17 protein-coding genes are annotated in these 14,321 nt (G+C 59.4%); 8 read left to right on the top strand and 9 right to left on the bottom strand.

What is annotated here, in order from left to right:
* Window positions 1-73: 73 nt before the first annotated feature.
* The 5 genes from GS611_RS08050 to GS611_RS08030 form a co-directional block, all read right to left on the bottom strand.
* Entirely contained in the window at window positions 74-517 is a 444-nt protein-coding gene (locus GS611_RS08050) for a MaoC family dehydratase (RefSeq protein ID WP_117872517.1), read from the bottom strand.
* Window positions 518-618: 101 nt separating this feature from the next.
* Entirely contained in the window at window positions 619-1,494 is an 876-nt protein-coding gene (locus GS611_RS08045) for a TIGR01459 family HAD-type hydrolase (RefSeq protein WP_171634481.1), read from the bottom strand.
* A 102-nt stretch (window positions 1,495-1,596) separates the two neighbouring features.
* Window positions 1,597-2,673: a DUF389 domain-containing protein gene (locus GS611_RS08040; protein ID WP_171634479.1), complete on the bottom strand. Its 1,077-nt coding sequence runs from the start codon at window positions 2,671-2,673 to the stop codon at window positions 1,597-1,599.
* Window positions 2,674-2,805: 132 nt separating this feature from the next.
* Complete coding sequence (locus GS611_RS08035) at window positions 2,806-3,726, bottom strand: manganese-dependent inorganic pyrophosphatase (RefSeq protein ID WP_171634476.1); 921 nt, start codon at window positions 3,724-3,726, stop codon at window positions 2,806-2,808.
* A 110-nt stretch (window positions 3,727-3,836) separates the two neighbouring features.
* The gene (locus GS611_RS08030) at window positions 3,837-4,817 is read right to left on the bottom strand and encodes a TraB/GumN family protein (RefSeq protein WP_171634473.1); all 981 of its coding nucleotides are present in this window, start codon (window positions 4,815-4,817) and stop codon (window positions 3,837-3,839) included.
* Between the two features lie 110 nt (window positions 4,818-4,927).
* Here GS611_RS08030 and GS611_RS08025 point away from each other — a divergent pair, with 110 nt between their 5' ends.
* The 6 genes from GS611_RS08025 (at window position 4,928) to GS611_RS08000 (ending at window position 10,785) form a co-directional block, all read left to right on the top strand.
* The gene (locus GS611_RS08025) at window positions 4,928-5,602 is read left to right on the top strand and encodes a DUF2161 domain-containing phosphodiesterase (protein WP_171118784.1); all 675 of its coding nucleotides are present in this window, start codon (window positions 4,928-4,930) and stop codon (window positions 5,600-5,602) included.
* 152 nt (window positions 5,603-5,754) lie between these two features.
* Window positions 5,755-6,042 carry a co-chaperone GroES gene (groES, locus tag GS611_RS08020; protein ID WP_010441779.1) on the top strand — a complete coding sequence of 96 codons (288 nt, stop codon included), beginning with the start codon at window positions 5,755-5,757 and terminating at the stop codon, window positions 6,040-6,042.
* Between the two features lie 53 nt (window positions 6,043-6,095).
* On the top strand, window positions 6,096-7,739 hold the full coding sequence (gene groL / locus GS611_RS08015) for a chaperonin GroEL (RefSeq protein ID WP_171634470.1): 1,644 nt from the start codon (window positions 6,096-6,098) through the stop codon (window positions 7,737-7,739).
* Window positions 7,740-7,982: 243 nt separating this feature from the next.
* A complete protein-coding gene (locus tag GS611_RS08010; RefSeq protein ID WP_171634468.1) occupies window positions 7,983-8,825 on the top strand; it encodes a DMT family transporter in 843 nt (280 codons plus the stop codon).
* Window positions 8,826-8,863: 38 nt separating this feature from the next.
* Complete coding sequence (locus GS611_RS08005; RefSeq protein WP_171634466.1) at window positions 8,864-9,637, top strand: alpha/beta fold hydrolase; 774 nt, start codon at window positions 8,864-8,866, stop codon at window positions 9,635-9,637.
* Window positions 9,634-10,785 carry an alpha-D-ribose 1-methylphosphonate 5-triphosphate diphosphatase gene (locus tag GS611_RS08000; RefSeq protein ID WP_171634461.1) on the top strand — a complete coding sequence of 384 codons (1,152 nt, stop codon included), beginning with the start codon at window positions 9,634-9,636 and terminating at the stop codon, window positions 10,783-10,785. The genes GS611_RS08005 and GS611_RS08000 overlap by 4 nt, the downstream gene beginning before the upstream one ends.
* A gap of 67 nt (window positions 10,786-10,852) precedes the next feature.
* On the opposite strand, the gene GS611_RS07995 is transcribed toward GS611_RS08000, so the two are convergent.
* The 4 genes from GS611_RS07995 to GS611_RS07980 form a co-directional block, all read right to left on the bottom strand.
* Window positions 10,853-11,920 (bottom strand): 5-(carboxyamino)imidazole ribonucleotide synthase, encoded by a 1,068-nt coding sequence (locus tag GS611_RS07995; protein WP_171634459.1) that lies wholly within the window; start codon window positions 11,918-11,920, stop codon window positions 10,853-10,855.
* A 2-nt stretch (window positions 11,921-11,922) separates the two neighbouring features.
* Window positions 11,923-12,678, bottom strand: coding sequence for an NAD(P)-binding domain-containing protein (locus GS611_RS07990; RefSeq protein WP_171634456.1), 756 nt, complete (start codon window positions 12,676-12,678; stop codon window positions 11,923-11,925).
* Window positions 12,675-13,160 carry a 5-(carboxyamino)imidazole ribonucleotide mutase gene (gene purE, locus GS611_RS07985; protein WP_171634452.1) on the bottom strand — a complete coding sequence of 162 codons (486 nt, stop codon included), beginning with the start codon at window positions 13,158-13,160 and terminating at the stop codon, window positions 12,675-12,677. The genes GS611_RS07990 and purE overlap by 4 nt, the downstream gene beginning before the upstream one ends.
* Window positions 13,161-13,236: 76 nt before the next feature.
* Window positions 13,237-13,461 carry a YdcH family protein gene (locus GS611_RS07980; RefSeq protein ID WP_152458986.1) on the bottom strand — a complete coding sequence of 75 codons (225 nt, stop codon included), beginning with the start codon at window positions 13,459-13,461 and terminating at the stop codon, window positions 13,237-13,239.
* Between the two features lie 163 nt (window positions 13,462-13,624).
* On the opposite strand from GS611_RS07980, the gene GS611_RS07975 reads away from it, so the two are divergent.
* Both GS611_RS07975 and GS611_RS07970 read left to right on the top strand, forming a co-directional pair.
* A complete protein-coding gene (locus GS611_RS07975) occupies window positions 13,625-14,038 on the top strand; it encodes an Hsp20 family protein (RefSeq protein WP_058275530.1) in 414 nt (137 codons plus the stop codon).
* A gap of 5 nt (window positions 14,039-14,043) precedes the next feature.
* Complete coding sequence (locus GS611_RS07970; RefSeq protein ID WP_171168916.1) at window positions 14,044-14,268, top strand: DUF1150 family protein; 225 nt, start codon at window positions 14,044-14,046, stop codon at window positions 14,266-14,268.
* The last annotated feature ends 53 nt before the right edge of the window (window positions 14,269-14,321 follow it).

Here is a 14,321-nt window from a genome sequence, read left to right as displayed (position 1 = left end):
ACCTTGTGTGCATTTGAGTGCCCAAACAAAAAAGGCGCCGGTCCGGCGCCTTTTGCGAGACTGTGTTTGCCAGTCAGTCGAACTTGCGCGACGGGGCAAGCACCATCGCTTCGCCGATCAGGACCTTCTTGCCCTCGACCGAACAATGGCAGTCCAGCTTGACGCGGCGCTTGGCAAAATCGATGTCGATCACTTTCACCTCGGCATAGACCATGTCACCCGGACGCACAGGTGCCAGGAACTTCAGTGACTGACCCATGTAAACGGTGCCATGACCCGGCAGTTGTTCACCAATCACGGCCGAGATCAGACCCGCCGTCAGCATTCCGTGGGCAATACGGCCTTCGAAGATCGTATCGCGGGCATAGTCGTCGTCCAGATGCACCGGATTCCGGTCGGTCGAGACCTGCGCGAACATTTCGATATCTTCATCCGTCACCACTTTGCGCAGGTGGCGGGACATGCCCATTTCGATGTCTTCGATACAGATCGTTCCGCGCGGAAGATTGTCCAACATGTTGCCCTCACTCGAAATCGGCCGTGAAAGAAAAAACCATCATTTGGCCAAGGTTGGCAACTTTATTACTTCGCAGTTGCAGAAAATCAAGTCTTTTCTTATTACCTCAAGCGCCCGATCGTGTAGGTTGGATTGATCTTTTCCCTTTCAATATAGGAGGTTAGAGATTCGTGGTGCGGATGATGCGACGTTTTTGTTTCTGCCGCGGCCAATCCGCCCGAGATGAACAGAGAATCAATGCCCTCTCCCATGCCGCCCAGAATGTCCGTGTGGGGGCCGTCGCCGATCACCAGAATGTCGCTGTCGGGGATGTCGTGCCCCAGTTCCTGCAACCTGCGGCGGGCTAGATCATAGATCGGGGGATGCGGTTTGCCGAAATACAGGCTCTCGCCGCCCATTTCGGTGTACAGCCTGGCCAAAGCACCGGCGCACCATTCGCGCACCTCGCCGCGGTCCACGACAATATCAGGGTTCGCACAAAGCAGTTTCATCCCCATCTGCTTGGCGTACAGGAAATCCGGCCGGTTCACATCCGGGTCGGCCATCGGGTCGAACGGACCGCAGCAGACAATACCCTCGGCTTCCTTCAGCGGCACACGCTCGATATGGATGGGGTGATCCAACAGTTTCAGCGGTTCGAAAAAGCCCGCATCGCGCTGCCACTCGCCCATGAAGTAAACCTTGTGCCCCACAGCACCCCGGAACATCGCAGATCGCGCGGAATCCCCGCTGGTGGCGATGGTGTCATACGCGTCGGCGGGGACGTTGAATTGCACGAGCTGCTCTGCCACCCCGGCGCGAGGTTTGGGAGAGTTCGTGACCAAGACCACCAGTCCACCCTTGGCGCGATAGGCCTTCAGCGCTTCGACCGCCTCGGGGTAGGCCGTGATGCCGTTGTGAACACAGCCCCAAAGGTCGACGAACAATGCCTTGTAACGGTCCGAGATCTCGGAAAGCGAGGAAACGATCTGGGTCATGGGTGCCTCTGGGTCTGATATCGCGCTGGCGACAGCTATGGCAAAGCTTGGGCCCGAACACCATCCCGCATTCCCGTTTGCGCCAAGGAATGGGTGAATCTGCTACTCGTCTTCGGTAATTTTCGTGACATCCGGGGCCTGCTGAACGTTTTCCGTTCCCAGGATGATCTGGGCCCCGATACGCGGCTGATACCGGATAATGGCCAAGTATCCGGGTCCTAGTTCCTCCTCCAACACCCCGACCAGAGGGGTCTCACGCAGCTTGGGTGGCAGCAAACCGGCAATGGAAGAAACCTTGAACTGCGCTTCGGCCGGCAGATCGACGATCAGCCAAACCTCGGCCCGCTTGCGCTGAGCGTTGACGTCGATGCGGATGATTTCCACGGAAACCGGATCGGCCCATGCACGAATGGACTCGGCCAGTTGCGCCTCGGTCCGCGTTTCCAGATAACGGTTGTAGGTGGACTTCCCAAGCTGCAGGACGACGACGACCAGAAACGCGATCGCGACAAAGACGCTGGCGGTAAAGTTCAGTTTGCGCTTTCCCTTGCTGAAAACCACGGAGCGCGCGGCATAGACAAGATAAACCGCGCAGGCTGACAGAATGATCGCGCCAAGGTTCGTTGCGAAAAGCAGCCCTGCCTCATAGGCCTCGGCGGGTTCGTCAAAATATAAAAGAATGCCCGAGGCCGACAGCGGGGGAACAAGCGAAACACCGATGGCCGCGCCGGGTAGAAGGCTCAATTCGGACTTGTTGATCTGAACATAGGCCCCGGCCACACCGGCAGCGAGCGCGACGATCAGGTCTTCGGTGCCGGGATCGGTGCGCGCCAGGACCTGGTCGGGGATCAAAATGCCACGGGGAACATCTGCGACATAGACCAGAAACCATGCCATCATCACGCAGACAATGGCAGCCAGGCAAACCGTAAGCGCCAGCGTCACCGCGCGTTTCAACCATCCCATGACCATCGCGGCGGCCACCCCGAGGATCGGGGTCATCAGCGGCGCCACAAGCATGGCCGCGATCACGACAGCGCCTGAGTTGCGCAGCAAACCCATGGTGGCAATCACGACCGACAGCGTCAGCAACATTGCAAAACGTCGCCAATACGCCGCCTTGTCGGCACCTTCAAAAAGAAGGATGCTGCGGGTGGTGCTCAGTTTTCGTACGACCATTGCATTTACCTGACCTGGGATAGGCTTTTGACCCCCGGTCAGACTAACAACCGGCAACGCCTCCGCAAATGGCTGTCAGCAAAGAAAAAAGGCGCCCGAATTGGACGCCTTCATATTTGGGTCGCTTGAGGATCAGACCTTCAGGTTCGGAATGATCTGCTTTTTACGGCTCATGATACCGGGCAGAACTACGGCGTCGCCGTCCACGGTTGCGCCAAAGCTTTTCTCGGCCACGGTTTTGACCAGATCATTGGGGACCAGCAGCGTGGCCTCTTCGTTCAGGATATCAACCACGAACAGCAGCACCTGCTCGACGCCGTCTTCCTTGGCAACGGCCACCATCGAGTCCGCCAGGCTGGCCTTGCGGTCCAGAACGACGCCGGGAGCGGTGGTTTCCAGAACCGAGACCCGGAATTTGGTGCCGTCGACCTCGTATTCTTTACTGTCCATGCGGATCAACTCGGCGTCCGAAAAGGACGAGACATCCGATTTCGCCGCGAACATGTCTGCGGCATATGCCGAAATGTCCAGCTCGAGCTCGGCCGCCAGACGTTCTGCAACCTCGCGGTCATGCGCCGTGGTGGTGGGTGAGCGGAATTCCAGAGTATCCGACAGAATGCAGGTAAGCGCGGCGCCCTTGATGGCGTCGGGCATCTTGGCCGCATCTTCGCCCATCAGATCAACCATGATGGTGGCGGTGCAGGCCAGGGGGCGCACTGTGATGTCGATCGGGCCTTTGGTTTCCAGGCCACCGACCAGCTTGTGATGGTCGATGATGGCGCGGATGTCCGCGTCGTTGATGTTGGCCGGCAGTTCGGCGGGGTTGTTGGTGTCGACGATAACCACCGGCGTTTCCGCGGGCAGGTCCTCAAGGATCCGCGGCTTGGGCAGGTCCCAGTTTTCCAGCATGAATGTTGCTTCGGTGTTGGGTTCACCCAGCAGTACGGGTTCGGTCTGCTCACCCTTGACCTCGTTCAGGTACCACGACCACAGGATCGGCGAGCCTGTGGAATCTGTGTCGGGGGATTTGTGGCCAAATACTAGCGTCGTCATGTCAGTGTCCTGCGGAATGGAAATTTGCGCGCCTTATAGGGCGGCTAAAGGCCGTTGTCACGCCGCTGAGCACTGTCTGCGACGCTTGGTCTGAAAACCGCTGGGCCCGTTCAGAACTCGGCGCGTGTCAGAACGTATCCGGCTTCTTCCAGCTGATTCAGCAGGCCGTAATCATCGCTCAGGTGCCCCGCGCCGACTGCAATCACAACTGTCTGATCCCTGATGTCCAAAATCTGCGCCATCCAGTTGGCATTTCGCTGCACCAGCAATTGCTGCTCGAAATCCCGCCATTCCGCATCGAAAGCTTCGGGGCTCAGGCCCGACTGCTCCAGCCCTTGTAAACGGGCAAGCTGTATGATCTCGGCGTGCTTTTCTTCAAGATACGCGTTGGCCATGGTGGCCAACTGGTCTGCATTGCCCTGCATCGCCCCGGACAGGCGCACAAGCGACTCGACCTGTTTCTCAAGCGGATAACTGTCGAACATGGCCATCAGGTCTTCGATTCGTTCCAGCGAGTGCTGCGGGATACCTTTTTCAACGGCCAGATCGTTCAGGCGGGCGTCCATTCCATAAGTTGAATTCGGGTCTTCGATCATGCAGGGCGGAATGCTCAGCATCATGGTCAGGAACCACGGACGCATTTTCGCAGCCATCCAGCCGGGGATGCCGCGCTGGGCCAGGGCTGCGGACAGCGCATCCCAGTCGTCTTCCGCCATCAGGTCGATCAACGTAGGGCCTGAGGTAATCAATACCGCACTCAGGTCGTTGGCCATGGTCTTTTCGAAGGCGTCCATGTCGTGCTGAGTGACTTCGAAATAAAAGGCGTCCGCTTTGCTGAGTTCGGGCGACAGGCGGTCAATCACGTCTTCCATGCGCGGATCGTAACTGTGCAACGTGCCGATGATGTGCAAAACCGTGTCGCCCTTGCGTGCAATCCAGTGATTGCCTTCGGGATAAGCGATCTGGGCCACTGCACTTTGCAATTTTGTCCGGGTTTCCTCGGGCAGTTGTGGCCGCAGGTCCACCCCCTCGCACGCGGCCTGAGCCGAGATCGGAAGCAGAAGGAACGCAAGAAACGTGAGCAAACGCATGGTGCCAGCCTGAATGGTGTCAAGAAGTTGAACCCAGACTTAGCCACGCCACCTGCCGATGTTCAAGCCGCCCGTCTGGTATTCCCTGGCAATCTGCGTAGCATGGCCACATGAACCGCGAGCAGGATCTCTATCCCCCGGTCAAGGCGCTGCTGGAGCGTCAGGGATACACCGTCAAGGGTGAAGTCGGCGCAGCCGACATCGTGGCGGTGCGCGATGGGGATGCGCCGGTGATCGTCGAACTGAAACTGCGGTTCACGCTGTCCCTGTTTCATCAGGCGATCACCCGGCTGAAACTCACCGATCTGGTCTATGTTGCCGTCTGCAAACCCACCGGCCGAACGGCCCGGCGGGCGCTGAAAGATAATCTGGCACTGTGTCGTAGGCTCGGCCTGGGCCTGATCACCGTGCGGGCTGATGGTACGGTCGAGGTTCAGTGCGATCCCGGCCCCTACGCGCCCCGAAAGAACAAAGCCAGGGCCGCACGGTTGCTGCGCGAATTCGACCGGCTGCAAGGCGACCCGAACGCTGGGGGCGCGACGCGCCATGGTATCGTGACGGCGTATCGGCAGGATGCGCTGAAATGTGCGGCCTATCTGGCCGAGAATGGCCCGTCCAAGGGGGCGGACGTCGCCAGATCGGTCGCGGTCCCGGTCGCGACCCGGCTGATGCGGGAAAACCACTACGGGTGGTTCGAGAAGGTTGAAAAGGGCATCTATGGGCTTACGTCAGAGGGCGCAGAAGGGTTGAAGCATTGGGCCTATAGCTGGGAACAGGCTGACTGATTCAAGTTGCAAAAAAATCTCTCACAAATTGTTGACTCGGACTTTTAGACTCCCTAGCTATGCGTCGTTATCACTCACACACCCCGAGTGCTAACGCCTCGTCGGAAGGCGGGGGGAGGATAGATAAACTTTGAGCCCAAGGAGCTACAAAGATGGCATTGAAACCGCTTCATGACCGTGTGCTGGTTCGCCGCGTAGAGAGCGAAGAGAAAACCGCAGGTGGCCTGATCATTCCTGACAGCGCAAAAGAAAAGCCAAGCGAAGGCGAAGTCGTCGCAACCGGCGAAGGTGCGCGCAAGGACAGCGGCGAACTGATCGCAATGGCTGTCAAGGCTGGCGACAAGATCCTGTTCGGCAAATGGTCGGGCACCGAGGTTCAGGTCAACGGCGAAGAGCTGCTGATGATGAAAGAAAGCGACATCATGGGGATCATCGAGTAAGCGCGCGCTTTCTCTGATCTTCATTTCAAATCAATTTCTCAAGGAGAAACGACATGGCTGCAAAGGACGTCAAATTCGACACCGATGCCCGCAACCGTATGCTGAAGGGTGTGAACATCCTGGCCGACGCGGTTAAAGTGACCCTGGGCCCCAAAGGCCGCAACGTGGTTCTGGACAAATCCTTCGGCGCGCCGCGCATCACCAAAGACGGTGTTTCGGTTGCCAAGGAAATCGAACTGGAAGACAAGTTCGAAAACATGGGCGCGCAGATGGTGAAAGAAGTCGCCAGCCGCACCAATGACGAAGCCGGCGACGGCACCACCACCGCAACCGTTCTGGCACAGGCGATCGTAAAAGAAGGCCTGAAGCAGGTTGCCGCTGGCCTGAACCCGATGGACCTGAAGCGCGGCATCGACCTGGCAACTGCCAAGGTTGTTGAAGGCATTAAAGCTGCTTCGCGCGAAGTCAAAGACTCGGCAGAAGTCGCTCAGGTTGGCACAATCTCGGCCAACGGCGAAGCGGAAATCGGCCAGCAGATCGCAGACGCGATGCAGAAGGTTGGCAACGAAGGCGTTATCACCGTCGAAGAAAACAAAGGTCTGGAAACCGAGACCGACGTTGTCGAAGGTATGCAGTTCGACCGTGGCTACCTGTCGCCTTACTTCGTCACCAACGCAGACAAGATGATCGCAGAACTCGACGACTGCATGATCCTGCTGCACGAAAAGAAACTGTCCTCGTTGCAGCCGATGGTTCCGCTGCTGGAGCAAGTGATCCAGTCGCAGAAACCGCTGCTGATCATTGCCGAGGATGTTGAAGGCGAAGCGCTGGCAACTCTGGTTGTCAACAAACTGCGCGGCGGCCTGAAAATTGCTGCTGTCAAAGCACCTGGCTTCGGCGATCGCCGTAAGGCCATGTTGCAGGATATCGCAATCCTGACCGGCGGTCAGGTTATCAGCGAAGATCTGGGCATGAAGCTCGAGTCCGTGACCATGGACATGCTGGGCACCGCCAAGAAAATCGAAATCACCAAAGACGAAACCACCATCGTCGACGGTGCTGGCGAGAAAGCCGAGATCGAAGCACGTGTTGCTCAGATCCGCACTCAGATCGAAGAAACCACCAGCGACTACGACCGCGAGAAGCTGCAAGAGCGCGTTGCCAAACTGGCAGGCGGCGTTGCCGTTATCCGCGTCGGCGGCATGACCGAAGTCGAAGTGAAAGAGCGCAAAGACCGTGTGGACGATGCTCTGAACGCAACACGCGCTGCCGTTCAGGAAGGCGTTGTTGTGGGCGGTGGTGTTGCTCTGGTCCAGGCCGGTAAAGCACTGGAAGCTCTGAAAGGTGCAAACGCCGATCAGGACGCAGGTATCAACATCGTTCGCAAGGCAATCGAAGCGCCGCTGCGTCAGATCGCCGAGAACGCAGGTGTCGACGGCGCGGTTGTAGCCGGCAAGGTCCGCGAATCGTCGGACGCAGCATTCGGCTTCAACGCGCAGACCGAAGAATATGGCGACATGTTCTCGTTCGGTGTGATTGACCCGGCCAAAGTGGTTCGGACTGCTCTGGAAGACGCTGCATCGGTTGCTGGCCTGCTGGTCACCACCGAAGCAATGGTTGCCGACAAGCCGGCCAAGGAAGGCGCGGCACCTGCCGGCGGCATGCCCGACATGGGCGGTATGGGCGGCATGATGTAAGCACGTCGAATTCGCCCCGGCGAATTCTGACGACCCGACAGGCGCTTGGCGATATCGCCAAGCTGCCGATAGGGAAGCCGTATAGCTTAAGAACGGGGTCGCCTTCGGGCGGCCCCGTTTTGTGTTGACAGTTCTGTTTTCAAGGCGTGTTTAGACGCTGCTTTGTCCGGCGCCGGATTTCTGTTCCCACAACCTTCGCGAAAGTGAGTGTGCAAATCCCGCCCAAACGGCTATGCGGATGGCATGAGATTGTTTTTGCTCACCGCCCTGACCATGTGTGCCTTTGCGGCGAACTCCATTCTGAACCGGTTGGCCATCGACAGCGGAGCCAGCGATCCGACCGGATTTGCCATCGTTCGGGTTTTGGCGGGGGCCGTGGTCCTGGCCGCTCTTGTGCTGGCACGCGGAGGGCGCCTTCCGCTGCGCAATCGAAGGCGGATCATTGGCGCGGGGTCGTTGACGCTCTACATGATCGGATTTTCAATCGCCTACCTGACGCTGGATGCAGGCTTGGGCGCATTGATTCTGTTCGGCGTGGTGCAAATTACGATGTTTTCTGTCGGCGCATTGACGGGTGCTACTCCGACCGCACGGCAGGTGGCAGGGGCAGGGGTCGCGCTTGCTGGTCTTGCCTATGTGCTGTGGCCGACTGGAGCCGTTCAGGTCGACTTGGCTGGCGCGGCTTTGATGGCCGCCGCCGGTATTGGTTGGGCCCTTTACTCGATAGCGGGCCGTTCTGAAACAAACCCGCTGGAGGGAACGGCCGCCAATTTCATCGTCGCATTGCCGTTGACTGCCCTGGCGATGCTTGCCGGCGGCAGCGTCTGGCAGATGAGCGGGGCGGGATATCTGCTGGCCGTCCTGTCCGGCGCGGTAACATCCGGGCTTGGCTATGCTTTGTGGTATCGTGTTTTGCCTCAATTGGCCCCGTCCGTGGCGGCTGTCGTTCAACTCAGCGTGCCGGTGATCGCAATTCTCGGCGGTGTCGTCTTTCTGGGCGAGATTGCCGGAGCACGGCTGATCATCGGCGCCACGCTTGTTTTGGGCGGTATCGCGCTGGCCGTGCTGCGACGTCATCGGGGCTAGGGCTTTTATCAAAGGCTGATAGGCTTTATCTGGCGGTTATGAAACTTTTGATTGCCTTGCTCTTCTGCCTCGTTCCTGCCGCAGCCAGTGCGAAATGCGTGATCCTTCTGCACGGCCTTGCGCGCACCGAGGCCTCGTTCACCGTGATGGAGCAGCTGTTCAAGGCGCATGACTATACCGTTGTGCGCCACGGGTATCCATCGACCGAAATCGGTATTCCGGAACTGGCAAGGCAAACCATACCGGACGCGCTTGCGGCATGTGGCGATGACAAAGCCAATGTCGTTGCGCATTCCATGGGCGGTATCCTGTTGCGCTATTGGCTCAAGGACCATCGGCCCGAAAACCTGGGTCGTGTCGTCATGCTCGGCCCGCCCAATCAGGGCAGCCAGTTGGTCGATGAGCTGAGCGCATGGGAAGTGTTCGGGTATCTGAACGGCCCGGCGGGCCTGCAATTGGGCACAGGTCCCGAAGGCATTCCGCGCCGCCTGCCGCCGGTGGATTTTGAACTGGGGGTGATCGCGGGTGAGAATTCGCTCAACCCGCTGTTTTCCTCGCTGATCGACGGGCCGGATGACGGCAAGGTTTCGGTTGAAACCACCAAGGTCGAAGGGATGAAGGATCATCTTGTTCTTCCGGTGACCCACACTTTCATGATGAACAACCCGCGGGTTATGGCTCAGGCGCTGCATTTCATCGAATTTGGCCAATTCGATCAGCAGATCACCTGGCTGGACGGCGTGATGGAGATAATCGACGAGATCTGCATCGGGCAGGATTGCTCGGAACCTGACTCGGAGCCCACACAATGACTTTTCTGGATCTGACGTTGACCGGCGCAGAGGTTCTGTTGCCGGAGGATGGTCTGTCGCGCTGCGATCTCTCGATGGCGGAGGGCGTTATTCAGCAAGATCGGACCGGGCGCAGGGTTGACCTGACCGGTTATCTTGTCCTGCCCGGTATCGTCGATCTGCACGGGGACGGGTTCGAACGCCACATCGCCCCGCGCCGGGGCGCAATGAAGCAAATGAACGAAGGTATTCTGGCAGCCGAAGCCGAACTGGCCGCCAATGGCATCACCACCGCGGTGCTGGCGCAGTTCTACAGCTGGGAAGGTGGCGTGCGCGGCCCCGAGTTTGCCGCGCAGGTATTTCGGGCCATCGCTGCGGTCAAGAACAGCACCGTCACGGATCTGATCCCACAATTGCGGTTCGAGACCAACATGCTGGAGGACTACGAAGGTCTGGCCCATCGTATCGCCGAATGGCAGGTGCCCTATGTGGTGTTCAATGATCACCTGCCGCATGATCGTTTGGCGCAGGGCAAAAAGCCGCCGCGCCTGACCGGGCAGGCGTTGAAGGCCGGACGCAATCCGGATGCGCATTTTGAGATGCTGCTCAATATGCATGCCCGCAGGAACGAGGTTCCCGCTGCCGTCGAAGCACTCAGCGCCGAACTTGTCTCAATGAGGGTGCGTTTGGGCAGCCATGATGACGCGACCGCCGAGACTAGGGCATGGTGGCGCGACCGGGGCGTGCGCATTGCTGAATTCCCCGAAACGCTTGAAGCCGCCGAAGCCGCGCGTTCTGCCGGGGATCACGTTATCCTCGGCTCTCCCAACGTTGTGCGGGGGGGATCACACAAGGGGAACGCAAGCGCCGTCGAACTGATCGCCATGGGGCTCTGTGATGCGTTGGCCTCGGATTATCACTATCCCAGCCCGCGCCGCGCGGCGCTGATGCTGGCCAAAACCGGTCTGCTGGATCTGGCCAGTGCCTGGGCGCTGGTCTCGTCCGGCCCCGCGCGGGTGCTGGACATGCAGGACAGGGGCACGCTCGCGCCGGGAAAACGCGCGGATCTGGTCATCCTGGATGCGGACACCCATCGCGTTGCAGCCACCCTGGCCGGTGGGCGCGTCAGTTACATGTCAGGCGACATCGCCGCCCGGTTTCTGGGTTAGGCACCGCAAAACCTTCATCTTTTCCCAAATACTCTCGCCGAAGGCGTCGCGCGCAGGCGCGATAGCCTCAACGTTTGATGCGGTTGAAGTGCCCCATTTTGCGCCCGGCCTTTACCTCGGCCTTGCCATAGAGATGCAACGCAACATCCCGCTCGCGCGCCAGCTCAGGCACGCGGTCCATATCGTCGCCGATCAGGTTCTCCATCACGACGTCGGAATGGCGCTGCCCGTCCCCCAAAGGCCAGCCCGCCACCGCGCGGATGTGCTGTTCGAACTGATCCACGGCGCAGCCATTCTGCGTCCAGTGGCCCGAATTATGCACGCGCGGCGCGATCTCGTTCACGATCAGCCCGCCGGGTGTCACGAACAGCTCAACGCCCATGACACCGACATATTCCAGCGCGTTCAAGATATTGGCCGCCAGCAGGATGGCATCGGTGCGCTGGGCGGGGGACAGTCGGGCAGGAATGGTGGTGGTGTGCAGGATGCCGTCGCGGTGCACATTCTCACCCGGGTCAAAACAGGCCACCTGACCGTCCAGCCCCCGCGCTGCAATGATCGAAACCTCGTGTGAGAAATCAACGAACCCCTCCAGAAGGGCAGGCGCACCAGCCATATCGGCCAGCGCGGCCTCGGCATCCCGGGGGGTGCGCAATCTGGCTTGTCCTTTGCCGTCATAGCCAAAGCGGCGGGTCTTCAGGATGGCGGGCGTACCGATTTCTTCGATGGCCGCATTCAGGCTGTCCAGATCGGTGATATCCGCAAACGGAGCCGTTTTCAGGCCAAGCCCTTGCAGGAACGTCTTCTCGGTCAGGCGGTCCTGACTGACCCTCAATGCCTCACGCCCGGGACGAATGGGGCGGTGCGCTTCCAGAATGTCCAGCGCTTCGGTCGGGATGTTCTCGAACTCGTAAGTGATGACATCGACCGCATCGGCAAAGGCTTTCAGCGCGTCTGCATCGTCATAGGCCGCAGTGGTGACGCGATCCGCAACCTGCCCCGCAGGTGGGTTTGCACCCGGCTCATAGATATGGCTGACAAAACCCAGCCTGGCGGCTGCCACGGACAGCATCCGGCCCAGCTGACCACCCCCCAGAATCCCGATCACTGCACCTTGGGCGAGCATTTCCGCCATCTTCAACTCTCCAAACGTTTGCCAATTGCCCCAAGCGCGGAACGCAGCGCCTTGTGCGCGCCCCCGTCTTTCAGGGCGTCCGTCATTTGCAGGCTCAGCGTGCCCTCCGTCGCCAGCGCGTCACGCTCCTGCGCCAACCGCCCGGAAGTGCCTTTTTCCATCGAGGCCAGAAAACCCGCCATCAACTGCGTTGTATAGAACTCGGCCCCGTCCGCATCACCGGTTGCGTCACCCAGCCATTCGGCACCCGTTGCCATCAGGTCCAGAATGCCGGGAACCATGGCACAAATGGCGAAATGCGCGTTCAGCGCGGCTTCATCCGCAACCTTGATCACCGGGTTCTCGGGCTCGAACAGTTCCGCTAGCAGGCGATCATTGCCAAAGGCGGCCATCGGGCAGCCGCCGGTTTCCAGAAAACCCAGCGGGATGGTCTGCACGAAATCCGACGCCGGGGCGCAAAGCGCGGCCAGATGCTCGGCCGAAACCGCCGCCATGACCGACACGATCTGCTGATCGGCGCGGAATGTCAGCGGGTCCAGAGCCTCGGCCGCGATATGCGGGCGCAGGCACAGGAACACGATGTCCGAGGTGTCAATCACGGCCTGAGGCGCAGCGACGGTCACACCCAGTTCGGCCTTCAAGGCGGCTGAAACCTTGGCGTTGCGCTCGGTCACGCTGATCTGGTGCCCCTTGGCGGCCATCAGCCGCGCAATCGGCGCGGCGATATGGCCGGTGCCGATAAAGCCGATCCGGCTCATCCCTGCGGTTCCTGGGGGATCGAGGCTGACAACGCGTCACGCCATCTGTCCAGCCGTTCGGCCAAAGCATCATCCTGCAATGCAAGAATGCCCGCCGCCATCAGGCCGGCATTGGCCCCGCCGGCGGACCCGATCGCCATGGTCGCCACCGGAAATCCCTTGGGCATCTGCACGATGGAATACAGCGAATCCACGCCCGACAAGGCACGGGTCTGCACCGGGACGCCAATCACAGGCACCCGCGTTTTCGACGCCATCATGCCCGGAAGATGCGCAGCCCCACCTGCACCTGCAATGATCACCTGCAACCCACGCGAAACAGCGGTTTTGCCATAGTCCCACAGCCGGTCCGGCGTGCGGTGAGCCGATACGATGCGTGCTTCGTAGGCGACGCCCAGTTCGTCCAGAATATCCGCGGCCTCCTTCATCGTGGGCCAGTCCGACTGGCTGCCCATGATGATCCCTACTTTCACATCGCTCATCCGCATACGTCCCCGCGCTCAGAAAGAGCGCGCACTATAGCCAAATCCGGTTGGCTGGCAATGCGGTACAGGGCGTTCAGGCGATGATATCGGGCGTCAGGCGGTCTTCGATCAGGCGAATGATGTCTTTCAGGCGCAGTTTCTCTTTTTTCAGGCGCCGCAAGGTCAGTTGGTCGGCCGTTCCCTTGTCATGCAATGCCTGAATCGCCTCGTCCAGATCGCGGTGCTGTCGGCGGAAGACCTCAAGCTCAACACGCAATACTTCATCTGTTTTCATCGAAAGATCGGTAGGCGCGTTCATTGGCGACTCGAGTTGGTTGTGGTGCTTGGCCAACAAGATAGTGTGTCAGACGTTATCGCGCCAGACCTTGTGGACATCCTGGTTTCTTCCCATATTCTATTGCAGGCGGTTGCCAGAACGGGGCCGCACACCACGTCGCTTTTACAAAGAAGGACGAAAATACGTGTCGAAACTTACTCTAGGCTCATACCCGCATCTTTTGGGGTTCGAGCAGTTGGAACGCCTTCTGGAACGGTCTGCAAAGGCCGGAAATGAGGGATACCCGCCCTATAACATCGAACAGACCTCGGATTTTTCCTATCGCATCACTCTTGCGGTGGCCGGGTTTGCCGAAGAGGATCTGTCAATCACGATCGAGGATCGCCAGTTGGTGATCCGGGGCCGTCAGCGCGACGACAGCGAGGGGCGCATCTTCCTGCATCGCGGCATTGCGGCGCGTCAGTTCCAGCGCATGTTCGTGCTGGCCGATGGCGTCGAAGTGGGCGAGGCGATCATGGAAAACGGTCTGCTGCATGTGGATCTGACCCGCGCCGTGCCGGAAACCGTGGTTCAGACGATCAACATACGGAAGGGGTAAGAGCAATGAATACACCGATTGAAATCAACGCCCAGGGCAACCGTATTGTCTATGTCAAAACGGTTGAAGTATCTGAATTGCCTCGGGAAGTTCGTGAACAGGCCGGCGATCTGGATCAGCTTTACGCCGTCCACGATTCCGACGGGCAGCAACTGGCGCTGGTCGCTGACCGCAAGCTGGCCTTCGTGCTGGCGCGCGAACATGACCTGTCTCCGGTGGCGGTTCACTAGGTGGCCTGAAACACTGCTGAAAAAACGTGACATTCTCCGCCTATGCAGTGATC

Source organism: Ruegeria sp. HKCCD6119, from assembly GCF_013110585.1.
GTDB lineage: Bacteria > Pseudomonadota > Alphaproteobacteria > Rhodobacterales > Rhodobacteraceae > Ruegeria.
The sequence above is the reverse complement of the archived record's forward strand: the minus strand, read 5'-3'. Positions and strand labels throughout refer to the sequence as shown.